Source organism: Luteibacter sp. (assembly GCF_051958795.1).
Classification (GTDB): domain Bacteria; phylum Pseudomonadota; class Gammaproteobacteria; order Xanthomonadales; family Rhodanobacteraceae; genus Luteibacter.
In genome coordinates, this window is record NZ_JBQCFT010000205.1 from 1 (window position 1) to 15,051 (window position 15,051).

Genomic DNA, 15,051 nt, shown 5'->3' on the forward strand with positions numbered 1-15,051 from the left:
GCGCGGGCCGCCCCCCCCCCCCCCCCCCCCCCCTCCCCCCCCCCCCCCCCCGCCGGCGGGGGGGGGGGGCCGCGCGCCGCCCCCCCCCCCCCCCCCCCCCCCCCCCCCCCCCCCCCCCCCGCTCCCACATGGTTGGTTCGCAAGTTATTGCGATGACTATTACTGCCTACATAGGAAAAAGTCTGATGGACAGTATTGCGCACACAATTCTAACGTCTCATTCGCAATGACGGGCTGGAGGGCTCTGGTTCTTGCGGGGCTACTCGATAGGGTTTTGTAAGACCTTCGAATTTGGCGTTGGCACATTTCGCCTTCGCTTCGCGGCCGAAAGGCCATCTGGGGAGAAAAATTTAATGCTACGCAACCAAGCACAGGCGCAGATGCTGCGTCGGTCTACGCTGGCGCTCGCCCTCGCGGCAGGGCTGGGACTCACGGGGGGCGTACACGCCCAGGCCACCACGGGCGCTATCGCTGGTACGGTCCAGCCAGGCACCGTCACCTCGGTGCAGGTCACCGGCACCACCGGCTTCAGCCGCGAAGTACCGGTCGACGCGCAGGGACGCTACAACATCAGCAACCTGCCGCTCGGCTCCTACACGGTCAATGCGAAGAACAACGGTGCCGTCGTTGATTCCCGCAAGAACGTCAACATCAAAGTCGGTGGCAGCACGGATGTGTCCTTCGTCGCCGCCGCCGCGACGGCCGCCAACGCCCAGGCGCTGGAGTCGGTGACCGTCTCCGCGAACACCCTCCCGCCGATCGATACCTCGCAGGTCGACTCGCGCACCGTCGTCACCTCCGAAACCCTCGCCCGCCTGCCGCTCGGCCGCAACGCCGAAGCCATCGCGCTGCTCGCACCGGGCGCCGTGCCGGGCTCCAGCACGCTGGGCAATGGCCGCTACCGCACCGTGTCGTTCGGCGGCTCGGGCGCTTCGGAAAACGCCTACTACATCAACGGCTACAACACGACCGACCCGTACAAGTCGCTCGGCGGCGTGGGCCTGCCGTACGGCGCGATCGACCAGCAGGAAGTCTATACCGGCGGTTATTCGGCAAAGTACGGCCGTTCCGACGGTGGCGTGATTTCGCAGGTCGGCAAGCGCGGTACCAATGAATGGCACTTCGGTGCGCAGGTGCTGTGGGAGCCGCGCTTCGCCGCCTCCTCGCTGGGCACCGAGTACTACGGTACCCGTGCGCTCCCGCCGGGCTACGGCTACCAGGACGAGAGCAAGGTCGGTACGCCGTACCGCGACTACAAGGACAACACCAAGTGGACCACGACGTACAGCGCGTATGTCGGCGGCCCGCTGATCAAGGACAAGCTGTTCTTCTTCGTCGCCGCGGAAGCGGAAAAGTCGGAAGGCGACAGCACCTCCTCGGTTGAAGCGAACCCGGTGGCGACCAACCACTACAAGTACAACCTGCCGAAGTACTACGCCAAGCTCGACTGGAACATCAACGATTCCAACATCCTCGAGGTCACTGGCATCCACTCGACCGATGAGCAGCGTGGCGTCTACACCGGCTACGACTACGACACCCGCTCGCATACCGGCCTGACCGGCGCCGATGCCAACACCTCGACGATCACCTCGAAGTTCGCGATCGCCAAGTACACCTCGTACATCACCGATGACCTGACCCTGTCGGCGACGTATGCGAAGGGCTGGACGGATGATTACCTGGCCAACCCGACGCCGAACATCGACAGCCAGCCGTACATCAACTTCCCGGAGAACCAGAATCCGGCGCTCAACGGCGGCAACCCGATCACCAACCTGAATCCGTCCAACCAGACGCAGGATCCCGGCGCGGGCAGCCGCACCCACGGTCTCCGCATCGATCTGGACTGGCAGGTCGGCGACCACCACCTCGCCGGTGGTATCGATAACATGCACTACCGCGGCCTCAACGAAGGTATCGCCACGAGCGGCCCCGGTTATTACTGGCAGTACGGCCACTCGGCCAACCCGAACAACCCGATCAGCGGCGCCCTGGGCGCCGGTGCCCCGGGCGGCGATGGCTACTACGTCAGCCAGCGCATCTTCTCGTCGGTCACCAACATGTCGCTCGACCAGCGCGCCCAGTACCTCGAAGACCGCTGGCAGGTCACGGACAAGGTGCTGGTCAGCGTGGGTATCCGTAACGACGGCTTCAAGAATTTCAACGACAAGAACAAGCCCTACGTGAACAACCAGGCGCAGTGGGCTCCGCGCCTCGGTGCCACCTGGGACGTGTTCGGTGATTCCAGCCTGAAGATCTACGGCAACCTCGGTCGCTACTACCTGGCGCTGCCGAACAACGTGGCTGTCCGCGGCGCTTCGCCGTCGACCCTCACGTACGAGTATTTCAACTACACGGGCATCGATCAGTACGGCCGCCCGACCGGCCTGACCTCGCTCAGCGCTAATGGCCCGGCCTCGCCCGATGGCGAATATGGCCAGCCGGTGGACGCGCAGGCCGTCGCCGCGCGCGACCTGAAGAGCCAGTACCAGGATGAAGCGATCTTCGGCTTCGACAAGCAGCTCGGTTCTGCATGGGTCACCGGCGCCAAGGTGACGGTGCGCAAGCTCCGTACCGCCATCGATGACGTGTGCGACACGGGCAAGATCGCCGACAAGATGGCACGCGAAGGCCTGGATCCGGATTCGGTGAACATCCCGGGCTGCGTCATCTTCAACCCGGGCTCCACCAACACGTTCAGCCTCGCCAACCTCGATGGAAGCGGCCGTACCGAAGTGAAGATGAACCAGGAAGACTGGGGCTTCTCACAGAAGGCGAAGCGCGCGTACTACGCCCTGGACCTGTACCTCGACCACCCGTACGACGGCAAGTGGCAGGGTCGCATCGACTACACGTTCTCCCGCTCGTACGGCAACACCGAAGGCCAGACCAAGTCGGATATCGGCCAGACCGATATCTCGAAGACCCAGGACTGGGATTCGGCTGAGCTGATGCGTTCGGCGAACGGCCTGCTGTCGAATGACCGCACCCACCAGCTGAAGGCTTACGGCTCCTACTCGCTCACCGAGGAGTGGATGGTCTCCGGTAACCTGCGCCTGGCCTCCGGCTCGCCGAAGGAATGCCTGGGCTACGAAAATGCCCTGGCCGATCCGGATCCGATCGGTTACGGCTCGTCGTACCACAACTGCAACGGCGTGCCGTCGCCCCCGGGCGTCAAGCGCAACCCGTGGTTCAAGCAGCTCGACCTCGCGGTCACCTACCGCCCGGCGTTCTTCGACGGCAAGGCCTCGTTCGGCCTGCAGGTGTTCAACGTGAGCAACGAGCGTAAGCCGCTCAACAGCTTCTCGACGTATGAATCCGATACGCCGATGACGGTGTTGAACAACTACGACCTGGGCCAGTTCTACCAGCAGCCGCGTTACGCCCGCCTGACGGCGACGTACGACTTCTGATCTGACAGGCAATGCACTGACCGGCACCCCATGGATGGGGTGCCGGAGGTAGCCATAACTATTTGCGCCTCGCCCAACGGGGCCGTGCAACGCTCCCCTCGCCACCGCCCGAACGCGGTGGCGTTTTTTTCAGGATCAGTTGCTCTCGACGAAGCTGATGTGCGGCGTCGTACCGCCGGTGGCGGAACAGCTGCCCAGGGTCAGGTTGTTATTCTCGAACGTGGTGCCAGCATTGCCAAGGCAGGTGGGTGCGCTGGTGCTGCCGTCGTTTACCGCGAGGTTCACGGTGACATGCGAGCCGCGGTTGAACGAGACCACCGGGTTGTCGCTGCCGTTGCCGAAGATATTGAACTCCGACTGGTTCCAGATGCGGTTGATGTTGAGCGTGGTGGCCGTCTGGCTAACGCTATGCGCCGAGCCGCTTACTGAGAACGTCACGGTATCCACGCCGCCCGAGGTTGCCGAACCCGTGAGCTTGATCGTGCCGATGTTGGAGACGGCGACCAGCGGTACGCTCACCGCATTGCTGTTGCGATAGCAGGCCAGCTGGTCGGGATACGAGAACCAGCCCGAGGGGCAACCGACTGAGTTGTACTGTGACTGGCTTCCCGCGAAGAACCAGTCCTGGATGAACGCGACCGGCGTGCGCCCGTTGCCGGGGTTGCCATCGCTATCGGTGGAATAGATGAACTGCTCCCACGTCTGGCACGACGAATAGCCGAACTGCGAGCACGTGGTCGGGTTGCTGCCGATATTGGTGTTTATCTGCAGCGAGTAATCCGCGGTGCCGGTCGTAACGCCGGTGACGGTGGGGAACGTACCGACCGCCGAGCGGGTGAGGCTGCGCGTGCGCGCGGCAAAGTCATTGCCGTTGCCGACCGTGAACACGCTCTCGTTGCGCGTCGTGGTCGTCAGCCCGTTGCCGTTGGTTTCAGGTGGCACCGAAACGAACGGGGGTGGCGCTTCGCACTGTTCCGGGTGCCATGCGACGCTCGGGTACGACGCGCTGAAGCAACCTTCGACGGCGGGTGCCTGTTGCTTGATCGTCTGGTCCCACGATGCCAGGGCCTGTGCCTGTGCCGCGGCGGCGATATCGAACGTTTGCTCTGCGGCGATCACGGGTGAAAACGGCACTGCACTGGCGATCGCCGCAAGCATGCATGCACCCACCCAATACCTCTGCCCGTACTTCTTCATTGAAGCCATGTGTCTGCCCTTCCTTCAAGGTTGAATGAACGAACTCGTTTCCCAGTCCCCTGAAAAGGTGTAGCACTCGATATCAGCGTGGTTGGCCACCCGGGTCACAGTTTGTGTCCATGGCTGCGCTTCATGCCGTTATGGCTTATCGCTGTGCTACGGTCGTCCGCGCAGGGGGATCACGCTTCGTGAGGGGTAGCCATGGCCGTCACGCCTTGGGTGGGTCGCAAGTTATTGCGAGTGATGACTGCGTTCGTTCTTCCGCTTTCGTTCGCCACGCCGGATGTCTCAGCCGCCAGCGCGCCGGGCTTCACACCCGGCTCGCCCAACGTGGCGGTGGCCGATCCGGTCGTTCCGCGACCCTCTGGCCGCGCATGTGTCGTCACGTTGTTCAACGGCTTCCAGTTCACCGACTTCTCGAACCACCCGTACACCTATGCCCCACCGACTGGCTGCGGTCGTTCCTGGTCCAAGGTGGTGCTTGAAGCGGATTTCGCGGTGACCGCCGGGCGACAGTTCGATCGGACGGCGTCGCTCTGGCTGGGCGGCGCGAATATCTATTTCGGCACCACGCAGGAGCCGTCGGCGACGGTCGCGCCGAGCTGGCATGTGGAGCGCGATGTCAGCGACTTCGCCAGCCTGCTCGCCAACCCGCAGTCGGGCCAGGCGATCCTTGGCAACATCGTCGACAGCACCTATACCGGCGTCATCAGTGGCTCCGCGCGCCTGGTGTTCTATCCCGCCAATGTCCTTGCACCCAAGATGGATGCGCCGGATGCAGTGTTCCCGCTCTCGGATGGCACGGCCGGTGGTCCCGTCACGCTCAACACGGGCACGGATACGTTGTCGCGCACCGTCAGCCTGCCTACCAATATCGAGCGCGCTTATCTGGATGTGTTCGCCCAGGGCCAGGGTGGCGATGAGTTCTGGTATTCGTGCGTGCCGGATCAGTTCGCCGACCAGCTGCAGAGCTGCGGCGGCGGCTCCTATCGCGAGACGCAGGTGTCGATCGATGGCCAGGCCGTCGGCGTGGCGCCGGTGTATCCGTGGATCTTCACCGGTGGTATCGACCCGTACATGTGGCGGCCGACGCCGGGCGTGCAGACGCTGAACTTCGTGCCTTACCGCGTTGACCTTACGCCGTTCGCGGCGTTGCTCAACGATGGAGTGCCGCATACCGTCGCCGTTTCAGTGACGGGGGCCCATGGCTATTTCGCTGTTACGGGGAACCTGTTCGTTTACCAGGACCATAACCGGAAGAAGCTAACGGGTGCGGTGACCGCGAACACGCTGCAGGGCCAGCCGGCGAACGCGACGATCGGGAACACGGTGACGGATGCGAACGGTGTCGTCAGCGGTGGCGTGACGACGAATGCGTCACGGACGTTCCGTACGGCGGGCTATGTGGATACCTCACGCGGCCGGATCACGACCGAGGTGGCGCAGACCGTCGCGTTCGCGAACACGCAGGACTTCACAATCGATGCCAGCCAGTACGTGCAGGCCATCGACCAGCGCACCACGGTCGACAGCACGACGAAGACGCGCCAGGGGCCGCTGGGAATCGGGACGACAACCACGGTGGCGTACGACTTCCCGCTGACAGCCCGGTTTGCTTACGCCTTCGACGCTGATGGGAACATCACGTCCTCGCCCAGCCAGGTCACGCAGGGATTCACCAGGCACTTTGCGAAGAAGCTCGGTGCGCTGACGCTTTACCGCAGCGACGTGGATAACCACATCAGCACGAGCGATACGCTGGCCTTCACGGACAATGCGGTCACCGGCCACTCGGGCCAGGCCAGCAGCCAGAGCTTCCGCTTCAGCGACAACCTGGGGAGCTGCTATGGGCGTGATGTGGTCACCACCGCCGGCCTGTTGACCTCAGCCACCGATGGCGGCGGCTGCTCGGGTGGCAGGAACCGGTTGCTTTGGTTCACGCATCCGGATGGGTCGGCGGATACGTCGCGGGTGGAGGATCCAGGGGTGTTTTGATCGACGTATGTTGCAAAGTTTAGGTACTTATCGATAAGTACCTAAAAAATGCAACATTCACGGCTGGGATTCCCTCGGGACATCATCCCGAGGGAATCGATCAGAACCCACCACGCATGCGCGACACCGCCGCGTCAGCGTTGTAGCGGCGCGAGGCATCAGCCATCTCCACGCTCACGATCGTCTTGCCGATCGGCGCCAGCGCGATGCCGGCGAGCTTCAGGTGCTGGATGCCGAACGGAATACCGATGATCGTGATGAAGCAGGCGATCGCCGACATCACGTGACCGATCGCAAGCCAGAGGCCGGCGAACAGGAACCAGATGACGTTGCCGATGAAGCCCAGGCCGCTCGTGCCGATATCGTGCCTGCCGTACACCTCGGCCCGGCTGATGGCCTCTTTGCCGAACGGGAAGAAGGCGAACTGGCCGATCACGAAGCAGGCGCGCGCCCAGGGGATGCCGACGATGGTGATCATGGCCACCAGGCCAGCCAGCCACCAGCCAAGGCCCATCACCAGGCCGCCAAGCACAAACCACAGCAGGTTGAAGAGGGTTCTCATCGGGCACTCCCTGTCGGTTTCGACGGCACGTTAGTCGGGCGTCCGGGGATCGAACAGTGCTGGAAGGCACTGTGCGTGGGGTAATCCGACGAAGTGCGGCGGCGACCGCTTATGCAGGGCCCATCAAGGCTGGGCAGTGGGGACCGTGCCGCGCTCATCTGCGCCAGTGAGCACCAGCGAAAAAAACATGACATCGGCGCCGTTGTACAACTTGAAGAGCACCCGATGACGCCCTGCGGAGAGTCGCAGACGCACCTTGCCTTCGCTCAGGTTGTAATCGGCGATCTCCCGCTTCATCGAACGGGCGTCCCTCAGGAACCAGGGTTTTACCGGCGCGCCGCCCTTCCAGACCAGCCGATCGTCCACCCAGACCTTCGCATCGTCGTCGGCACCGATCCAGGCCCAGACGTCCATATCGCGGTCGAGCCTCAGCTCGGTATATCCATAGTAGATGGCGCTCTCGGCGGCATCGGGTAGGAACATCGGATATTCGCTTGCCTGCACGTAGCGCCACCTGAGCGTCCGGCCGGACTTGCCCGCATAGGTTCCGTCCAGGTCGACGGCCACTTCAGGCAGTTCCGAATGCTCCAGGGGCTGGTCACTGATGGCCTCGAACGGACCCACGACGTACCACGTGTCGATGTATACGCGGTTGGCATATGTCCCGCCGGCGCCAAGACTGCGGCCTCCTGCCGCCCGGACGGGCGCGTCGAGGGGCGGGATGGAAGAGAAGCGACCTCGCGGGACGTTCTGTGGTCCCTGAGCGGGATCCGCCTCGACCTCGAACGGGCTCAGGTCCGTTGCCCCTGACCCGCCGAGCACCCGGGAACCTCCCTGAGCTCCCATGGACGCCGCCCCGCCGGGCGATGCGCCACCGGACGCGGCGGCCTGCGCATCGCGTGCCGCCGCGGCGGCTTGCGCCTGGAGTTGCGCCAATTGCGCGAGTGCCTCGGCCTCCGTGTGCGGCGCCTTCGGCAGGGCCGGCAAGTCCGCACGGGTGTGTTTCAGCGCCTCGTCGAGCGGGATGCGAAGCCGGTTCGCCAGTTCGGTGGCGCGAGCACGGTGCTGCTCCTCTCGCATGGCGTCGTAGCGCGTTCTTGCCTGCTCAAGCGCCTCTTGCGCCGATTTGACAGGCGCGAGAGGCGGCGGCGCGGGCCCATGCGAACGCTGCGCGAGTGCGCTCTCGGCCGATGCCAGCTCGTTGAGGCGCTGGGCCGCTGCTGCCTGGAATGCGGCGTTGCGCGTCGCCTCGACCCGCTGTCGCACGGCGTCCGACGCCGGGCGCATTTGCGAAACGTAATACACCAGCCCCAGCACGAGGGCGTGCGCGAGGATGGACCAAAGCACATCGTGCCCTGGTTTCTCGCTTCGAACCGGCCGGTACGGGTCCCACGACGGTCGCGCGGCCATGCTAATTCCGAACGTGGACCGCGAGGTTGGTGAGCCCCTCGAACGCACACTGGTCCATGACGCTTACGACATCCTGGAACTGCGCGCGACGATCCCCGTCGATGCGGACTATCGCATGCGTATCGTGGGCCGCCAGATCGCGCAGACGATCGTGAAGCTGACCCTGCGTCGCCGCGACACCATCGATGAAAACCCCTCCGTCATGCGCTACCGCGATGACGATACCCGTCGAAGGCGCCTCTTCGGCGCGAAAGGTCGCTGCCGCCTTGGGAAGGTCGACCGGGATGGATCGCATCCGGTGGCTGTCTTCGCTCTGCTTGAAGGTGGTCGCCACCATGAAGAACATCAGCAGGAAGAAAATACAGTCGATCAAGGCGACCAGCCCGATCTCCGGCTCCTGGTCGACCCCCAGGTCGATCTTCACGGTGTTGCGCCGGTAGTCGTGCGAATGAAATGGGTGCGCAGGAGCGCGCCTGCCTGTCGCTCCAGTTCGATACCAAAGGCAGTAATGCGGTATTTGAAGCCGTGGTAGAAGGCCAGCGCCGGAAGCGCCACGCAAAGGCCGGCGGCCGTATTGACCAGCGCTTTTGAAATCCCGCTCGCCAGCAACGCCGGATCAATCGGACCGGAGAAGGCAAGTGCATGGAACGCTTCGATCATGCCTGCCACGGTGCCGAGCAGGCCTACGATCGGCGCAACGGTCGCGATGATCGCCAGCGGGTAAATGCGGCGCAAATGATCGCGAAGCTCGATGGAGGCAATGTCCTCCACCCCTTTGGTGATGGTCGCCAGATCGAGCGAGCGGTAGTCCAACATGTAGCGCAGCATGCGCGAGAGCGTGCTCGGGTGGCTGGCGATCAACGTCTGCGCCTCGTCGATCCTGCCCTCCAGCCACAAGCCATCCGCCCTGCGCGCCAGCCCGTCGGGAACCACGACCGTCTTGCGCACATTGCGTAGCCGTTCGATCGCCACCCAGAGCGCGATCACCGACATCGCGAGCAACACGACGATGGCGACGCCGCCCTCTCTCAACTGACCGACCCCATCAAACCCCTGTGCGTGTGCGGATGACATCGGGGACAACGCAAGCGCAAGGGTGATGATCAAACCACCAGGCCAGGCCGATAAGCGACGGGTCATAGGGGGTGCGTTCGTCAGGGGGGTGGCTGAGTATAGGTCGCTTTATTGCTTGTGGCAGGCCATCGCTTGCGATCGTCACATCAATGGCGTTTTGGACGCGGATCGTCGATACAACTTGCGGTAAAGAAGGCGCGTCGACATGCCGGCGGCATACGCGAGCGAGAGATTGATCACCACCATGAGCGAAGCGCCAAGCAATCCGACCGGCCATCCGCTCAACCTCTTCCAAAGCAAGCGTTCAGCGGTCCATTGACCCAGTTCGCTCCCGGGCAGGCCGAGCAACCAGCCGGTCGCCCATAGCCGGTCCGGCCAGCACCCTAGAAGCTGAAGCAGGAATACCAGCAGGCAGAAAATCTGCAATCCGAATACGACAAGCATCCACCGCTTCATTGGCGAGATCCCCATCCTCCCCAGAGATCCGTTCGGAGGTCGATCACCAAGAATTGTGTGCCCGCGTAGATGTCTCTGCCGATACTTCCACCCATAATTCAGTGTCGTTTCCGCGTGGACGGCACGTCTGCGGCTTCCTCGGCCAGCGGCGCTGGCTTTCTTATCCCGCGACGATGCGTATGCACTCAGAGCGAGGTTCGGCTTGCGCCAGCCTGACACTCGCCGGAGATATCCATCGCACTCGTCATAACCCCCGGTCTAACCTCGCGATTATCGTGCACAAACTGTCGGATGGACTGAAAATATGAGCTGTCTGTGCGAGTCGACCTCTATCGACTTCGGATCCTCGAAGGCATCGTAGGGTATCGAACCATCTACGCTGCCACCTGGCGCTATCCGGATGTGGCCACACCCACCCGGACAATACATGCTCCCCGTGCCGACCAACTGATGCTCCTCGGCTCCGGCCTTGACAATAGCCCCATCGAAACCCAGTGGCAGTTTCGGCGAAGTCGGCCAACTCTGCACACTTATACACAGATCGTCAGAGGTTGAAGATCCAAGTCTCACGTCGAAGCGATGAGCCGCCGGATTGTCGGCGATCGAAAATTGATAAGCTGACGACGTCGCCCACCGTATCGCAGCCTGCCTTGAGCACGCCGGCAAGACAATGGTTGCCAGCAAAAGCAAACACACCCCTATTCTCATCTAATAGGCCTCTTGCATCAGATGATCGGGATTGACAAGCCCCTGCTGACCAGGAAGCGCATCGGAAGATGATCGCTCTTCAGGCTCTTCAAATTTGTATGCCTTATAGCCGTTTATCATTTCATCCTTGAATCCCGGTTCCAGATGCGCCATTTCGTGGCCAGCAGCCCACGTCAGTTCCTTTTGGCTCAAAAAATCAGGATGAGTGACGTTAACGACAACAAGCCTGGCTCCGTCACTGGGAACACCTGCCAGAACAGATGGAGGAGCACCATATTTCGTTCCAAGTTGATCTGATGTCGTCGCATTCGCTGGTGCTGCACTCGGCCCAGTATCCCGAAGTGCGGATGCCAACTTTTTGATACCCTGCGGCGACGGTGGCCATATTTTCCGGTGTTGCCGACCCCTCACCGAACACTTTCTCAAAACCGCGAATTCTCAGATTCTTGAGACGACGGCCTACGACGCGCCGCACGATAGACAAAACGTGTCAGTGCACCGAGCGCAAACGCCAGAAGAACATTGATCACCACCATGAATAGAGCTCCGAGCATTCCAACCGGCCAGCCGCTCACTTTCCGCCAGAGCAAGTGTTCGGCGAACGCTTGTCCAATTTCACTCCCGGGCAGCCCGAGTAGCCAAGCGGTCGCCCACAGGCTTTCCGGCCACAATCCGAGGATCTGAAGCAGAACTATCAGAAAGCAAAACGCTTGCACTACGCACACAGCAATCATCCAACGTTTCATTCCTCGTCCTCGCCACCGCCACCATTCGATATTCGAATTCGATTGCCCGCCGGTTCAGGCACGATTTCGTGCAGTTCTAGATTGTCCCGATTGCACATACGGACGCAGCCATGAGACGTCTGCGACATCACCAAGCCGCTAATCGAAAGTGTCGTAGACCATCGCGGCCCCATCGTTCCGTGGATAAATATCCCGCGCTTCTCCAATTCTTTGATATGCAGCTGGTAGGGACCAAATGCATTTCCTCCAAAAAGTGTCTTACTCCATGCAGTATCTGCTTGAGAACCGTATAACTTGCTAGTGTGATCTTTTTCCCAATTGCCGGCCGTGAACGTTCCGACCGGCGTGACATGACCGTTTCCACCTACCTTTACAGCAAATCCCTTGCTCGAAGTTCACGTTCGGCGAGTCAGAAGCCGACAAGGACAAGTCACTAACCATGATTATCGATGCGGATCTTTGCAGGTAGCGATGCGACGCGCCTTGGTCACACGCGATTCCGGCCAACTTCCATCGGCGTCGACGCCTTTGCCTCATGCGTGCCGATCGCTGAGGAAAGCTGGAGCGGGTGAAGGGAATCGAACCCTCGTCAGTAGCTTGGGAAGCTACAGCTCTACCATTGAGCTACACCCGCGTTAGGTGGTGTGAGTATAGGTCGTTCGCGGCTAAAGCAAGCCTTCCCGCAACTGAATAAGGATCGCGCGATCATCGATCTCGTAGTCACCGGCAACCTTCCCCGTCGGGGCAACGAGGTCCAGCCTCATGAGCTTCTTGATGGCCGTCTGAATCTTTGCCGGCGTGACCGATTCCGCGTCGTCGATTGACCGCTTAATAAATTCGGCCGCATCCGCACTGTAGACGCTGGGGTGGTCACGCATGGCAAGCAGTTGCATGACGGCCATCTCCATCGGTCGCAGGCTCTCGAGTTGGGCACCCGCGCCGGCTTCGACGTGTGCTTTTCGCCAGGCGTTCATTGCCTTGCCCAAATCGCCATCGCCCGCGATGATCAGGTGCAGGACCAGTTCGTTGAAAAACCCCGGCGTACGTCCAAGGTCATCAAACGCCTGCACGAACTCGCGCTTCGACACGGTGGCGACCGATCGCTGCGCGAGGAACGCGAGGCGATCATCGACGAAGTCGTCGTGCAGTTCAGGCAGCTGCACAGCCATGGTCGAGGCGAAGAGCGGGGCACGTTGCTTTCGGAACATCGCGTTCAACTGCTCGCGCGACGAGCCGGTATAGAAGACCAGCAGCTTGCCCTGGAATTTCTGCAGCACCGTGCGCAAGGCGGCGACGAAATCCTCCCGCTTCGCCCCGGCCAGGGATTGCACTTCGTCGAGCACGAGCAAGGTCACGCCGTCCTTCACGAGTGCAGACAAGGCAGCATCAAGACGATTTTCCAGGCTATCGTCAGGCCGATGCCCGCCGGGCTCGAGCGTCGCTTCGATCTCCGCACCAGGAGCCTTCGCCTTGCTCTTGACCTCCTTAAGGCGAAGCCTCTGCCGCAAACCGCGATGATTAGCGAACGCCTCCAGGGCTTCTACCAGAGCTAGCTCCGGCTCACCGCGCCGCTTCCATAGGTCGACGTAATACGACCTCCAGCCAAACTCGTGGGCAGCTGGGAGTAGTTCGTGCTTTACGAACGACGTTTTGCCCTGGCGCCGGGGTGCAAAAAGCGTCACCCCCTGCTTCAAGCCGCTTTCGAAGACCCGCAAGACCTCCTGAAGCAGGCCATCGCGCGGGAAGTAGGGGAGATCAAAGTTGACGGACATGGCTTATGCATGTTTATGGCCAATGCCATAATTATGGAAAGCGCCATAATTCTGCATAAGTCGCAGCGGCGTCAAGCCGAGCAAGCGGCATCGAGAGCAGAGGCGAGGGAGTCAATCAGCGGGTTAGACCGCGCCGTCCATCAAAAAGCGCGTGTCGAACGCGACGGGCGGAAAGCTGGAGCGGGTGAAGGGAATCGAACCCTCGTCAGTAGCTTGGGAAGCTACAGCTCTACCATTGAGCTACACCCGCATCAGGCCCCGGATGTTAAACGACATGGCGGCCAGGGGAAAGGTGGCGGCTGCCTGAACGGGCCGGATCCGTGCCCTGCGGGCGGTCGGGCCGCGGCGCATAATCAGGTCGGGGAATTCTTACGAGGACCGCCGCCATGCGCTTTGCCACGTTGTCGCTTGCCGTCGTGCTAACGCTCAGTGCCGGGTCGGCGCTGGCGCAGTCGCGCACGGTGTCTACCGCCAACATGCCGAAGCCGGGCGTGAGTTACATCTCAGGGCCTGGGGCCCCGGAGCGCCGCGAGACGGTCAGCACCGGCACCCTGCCGACGCCGGCACGGCTTTACGTCGGCGGCCACGTGAGCACCGGCAGCTACGAGTCGTCCAGCAGCCAGGTCGGCGGCGGCTATGTGGAGGGGGGCTACGTCGATGGTGGTTACTACGTCGGCGCCCCGCCCTACGGCGGTAACTACCCGGGCAACGGTTATCCCGGGAACGGCTATCCGGGCCACGGCCGCCCCGGCGGCGGTGGCTGGCACGAAGGCGACCACGGCCACGGCGGTAACGGAGACCATGGCGGCAGGCCCAACCCGGGTAACACGGTCGTCGTGGGTGGCCAGTCCAACCCGAATCGGGACAACCGCTTCAACGTAGCCCCGGTCCGCGACAACAACGACAACCGCCACGACCACGACCGCGACCGTGGCGGCTGGAGCAACACCGGCTACAACACCGGGTTCAACAACCCCAACGGCCCGCGCCCCAGCATCAACGAACCGCCGCCGCGCCCGTACAACCCGGGCGCCGGCCAGAGCAGCGTGCCGCTGTACCAGCAGCCCGGCTCGGGCCCGCCGCCGCAGATCCCGCGCGGTGGCAGCGTGCCGATCCGCAACCGCTGACTGGTACGGGCCCGGCCGTGGGCCCGCGGCCAGCCCTGCGGCTACAATGGGCGGATGCAGATCACCCTTAACGGCGAAGCGCGCGATTGCGCGCCCGGCACCTCGGTCACCTCCCTGCTCGATTCGGCTGGCTATGCCGGCAAGCGGGTGGCGGTGGAGGTGAACCTCGAGATCGTGCCGCGCAGCGCGCACGCCAGCCACCTGCTCGCCGAGGGCGACAAGGTGGAGATCGTCCATGCCATCGGCGGCGGCTGAGCCGCGCCCCTCGACGGAAGACCCCGCATGAACCACTTTTCCCCCGCTGGTGATGATCCCCTCATCGTTGCCGGCCGTACGTTCCACTCGCGCCTGCTCACCGGCACCGGCAAGTACAAGGATTTCGACGAAACCCGCCAGGCTACCGAGGCCGCCGGCGCGCAGGTCGTCACCCTTGCCATCCGCCGGGTCAACATCGGCCAGGACGCCAGCCAGCCGAACCTGCTGGACGCGCTGCCGCCGGACCGCTTCACCCTGCTGCCGAACACGGCCGGCTGCTACACCGCTGACGATGCCGTGCGCACCTGCCGCCTCGCGCGCGAACTGCTCGAC

Annotated in this window: 13 protein-coding genes, 2 tRNA genes and 2 pseudogenes; 5 read left to right on the forward strand and 12 right to left on the reverse strand. The window is 62.7% G+C overall.

The genetic code is table 11. From position 1 onward, the window contains the following. Positions 1-353: 353 nt before the first annotated feature. Positions 354-3,416 carry a TonB-dependent receptor gene (locus ACTHLF_RS10465; protein ID WP_440327214.1) on the forward strand — a complete coding sequence of 1,021 codons (3,063 nt, stop codon included), beginning with the start codon at positions 354-356 and terminating at the stop codon, positions 3,414-3,416. 135 nt (positions 3,417-3,551) lie between these two features. Here ACTHLF_RS10465 and ACTHLF_RS10470 read toward each other — a convergent pair whose 3' ends face one another. After that, a complete protein-coding gene (locus ACTHLF_RS10470; RefSeq protein ID WP_440327233.1) occupies positions 3,552-4,613 on the reverse strand; it encodes a hypothetical protein in 1,062 nt (353 codons plus the stop codon). A gap of 243 nt (positions 4,614-4,856) precedes the next feature. Between ACTHLF_RS10470 and ACTHLF_RS10475 the strand changes: the two genes are divergently transcribed. After that, positions 4,857-6,608: a peptide-N4-asparagine amidase gene (locus ACTHLF_RS10475; RefSeq protein ID WP_440327216.1), complete on the forward strand. Its 1,752-nt coding sequence runs from the start codon at positions 4,857-4,859 to the stop codon at positions 6,606-6,608. A 100-nt stretch (positions 6,609-6,708) separates the two neighbouring features. On the opposite strand, the gene ACTHLF_RS10480 is transcribed toward ACTHLF_RS10475, so the two are convergent. From ACTHLF_RS10480 to ACTHLF_RS10530, 11 genes and pseudogenes are all read right to left on the reverse strand, one after another. Then, the gene (locus ACTHLF_RS10480; RefSeq protein ID WP_440327217.1) at positions 6,709-7,170 is read right to left on the reverse strand and encodes a YccF domain-containing protein; all 462 of its coding nucleotides are present in this window, start codon (positions 7,168-7,170) and stop codon (positions 6,709-6,711) included. Positions 7,171-7,293: 123 nt separating this feature from the next. Next, a complete protein-coding gene (locus tag ACTHLF_RS10485; RefSeq protein ID WP_440327218.1) occupies positions 7,294-8,580 on the reverse strand; it encodes a hypothetical protein in 1,287 nt (428 codons plus the stop codon). A gap of 1 nt (position 8,581) precedes the next feature. Then, positions 8,582-9,004: an ExbD/TolR family protein gene (locus ACTHLF_RS10490; protein ID WP_440327220.1), complete on the reverse strand. Its 423-nt coding sequence runs from the start codon at positions 9,002-9,004 to the stop codon at positions 8,582-8,584. After that, on the reverse strand, positions 9,001-9,720 hold the full coding sequence (locus tag ACTHLF_RS10495) for a MotA/TolQ/ExbB proton channel family protein (protein ID WP_440327222.1): 720 nt from the start codon (positions 9,718-9,720) through the stop codon (positions 9,001-9,003). The genes ACTHLF_RS10490 and ACTHLF_RS10495 overlap by 4 nt, the downstream gene beginning before the upstream one ends. 75 nt (positions 9,721-9,795) lie before the next feature. After that, complete coding sequence (locus tag ACTHLF_RS10500) at positions 9,796-10,098, reverse strand: hypothetical protein (protein ID WP_440327224.1); 303 nt, start codon at positions 10,096-10,098, stop codon at positions 9,796-9,798. A 720-nt stretch (positions 10,099-10,818) separates the two neighbouring features. Further along, complete coding sequence (locus tag ACTHLF_RS10505; RefSeq protein WP_440327226.1) at positions 10,819-11,172, reverse strand: hypothetical protein; 354 nt, start codon at positions 11,170-11,172, stop codon at positions 10,819-10,821. A 68-nt stretch (positions 11,173-11,240) separates the two neighbouring features. Continuing rightward, positions 11,241-11,564 (reverse strand): hypothetical protein, encoded by a 324-nt coding sequence (locus ACTHLF_RS10510; RefSeq protein ID WP_440327227.1) that lies wholly within the window; start codon positions 11,562-11,564, stop codon positions 11,241-11,243. Beyond that, positions 11,561-11,932, reverse strand: a pseudogene (locus ACTHLF_RS10515) (L,D-transpeptidase); the annotation flags it as partial. The gene ACTHLF_RS10510 and the pseudogene ACTHLF_RS10515, both read right to left, overlap by 4 nt. A 192-nt stretch (positions 11,933-12,124) precedes the next feature. Next, positions 12,125-12,198 (reverse strand) — tRNA-Gly (locus tag ACTHLF_RS10520). Between the two features lie 31 nt (positions 12,199-12,229). Next, positions 12,230-13,336 carry a hypothetical protein gene (locus ACTHLF_RS10525; RefSeq protein ID WP_440327229.1) on the reverse strand — a complete coding sequence of 369 codons (1,107 nt, stop codon included), beginning with the start codon at positions 13,334-13,336 and terminating at the stop codon, positions 12,230-12,232. Positions 13,337-13,512: 176 nt separating this feature from the next. Beyond that, positions 13,513-13,586, reverse strand: a tRNA-Gly gene (locus ACTHLF_RS10530). A 136-nt stretch (positions 13,587-13,722) separates the two neighbouring features. Between ACTHLF_RS10530 and ACTHLF_RS10535 the strand changes: the two genes are divergently transcribed. From ACTHLF_RS10535 to ACTHLF_RS10545, 3 genes and pseudogenes are all read left to right on the forward strand, one after another. After that, positions 13,723-14,463 carry a hypothetical protein gene (locus ACTHLF_RS10535; RefSeq protein ID WP_440327230.1) on the forward strand — a complete coding sequence of 247 codons (741 nt, stop codon included), beginning with the start codon at positions 13,723-13,725 and terminating at the stop codon, positions 14,461-14,463. Positions 14,464-14,517: 54 nt separating this feature from the next. Continuing rightward, on the forward strand, positions 14,518-14,718 hold the full coding sequence (gene thiS / locus ACTHLF_RS10540) for a sulfur carrier protein ThiS (RefSeq protein ID WP_440327232.1): 201 nt from the start codon (positions 14,518-14,520) through the stop codon (positions 14,716-14,718). Between the two features lie 27 nt (positions 14,719-14,745). Beyond that, a pseudogene (locus ACTHLF_RS10545) lies at positions 14,746-15,051 on the forward strand (thiazole synthase); the annotation flags it as partial.

Bases quoted from the DNA above. Each gene is read 5' to 3' on its own strand.
- ACTHLF_RS10495 (WP_440327222.1), bottom strand. From the start codon at position 9,720: ATGACCCGTCGCTTATCGGCCTGGCCTGGTGGTTTGATCATCACCCTT.
- ACTHLF_RS10535 (WP_440327230.1), top strand. From the start codon at position 13,723: ATGCGCTTTGCCACGTTGTCGCTTGCCGTCGTGCTAACGCTCAGTGCC.
- ACTHLF_RS10525 (WP_440327229.1), bottom strand. From the start codon at position 13,336: ATGTCCGTCAACTTTGATCTCCCCTACTTCCCGCGCGATGGCCTGCTT.
- thiS (WP_440327232.1), top strand. From the start codon at position 14,518: ATGCAGATCACCCTTAACGGCGAAGCGCGCGATTGCGCGCCCGGCACC.
- ACTHLF_RS10500 (WP_440327224.1), bottom strand. From the start codon at position 10,098: ATGCTTGTCGTATTCGGATTGCAGATTTTCTGCCTGCTGGTATTCCTG.
- ACTHLF_RS10480 (WP_440327217.1), bottom strand. From the start codon at position 7,170: ATGAGAACCCTCTTCAACCTGCTGTGGTTTGTGCTTGGCGGCCTGGTG.
- ACTHLF_RS10465 (WP_440327214.1), top strand. From the start codon at position 354: ATGCTACGCAACCAAGCACAGGCGCAGATGCTGCGTCGGTCTACGCTG.
- ACTHLF_RS10470 (WP_440327233.1), bottom strand. From the start codon at position 4,613: ATGAAGAAGTACGGGCAGAGGTATTGGGTGGGTGCATGCATGCTTGCG.
- ACTHLF_RS10485 (WP_440327218.1), bottom strand. From the start codon at position 8,580: ATGGCCGCGCGACCGTCGTGGGACCCGTACCGGCCGGTTCGAAGCGAG.
- ACTHLF_RS10510 (WP_440327227.1), bottom strand. From the start codon at position 11,564: ATGAAACGTTGGATGATTGCTGTGTGCGTAGTGCAAGCGTTTTGCTTT.
- ACTHLF_RS10475 (WP_440327216.1), top strand. From the start codon at position 4,857: ATGACTGCGTTCGTTCTTCCGCTTTCGTTCGCCACGCCGGATGTCTCA.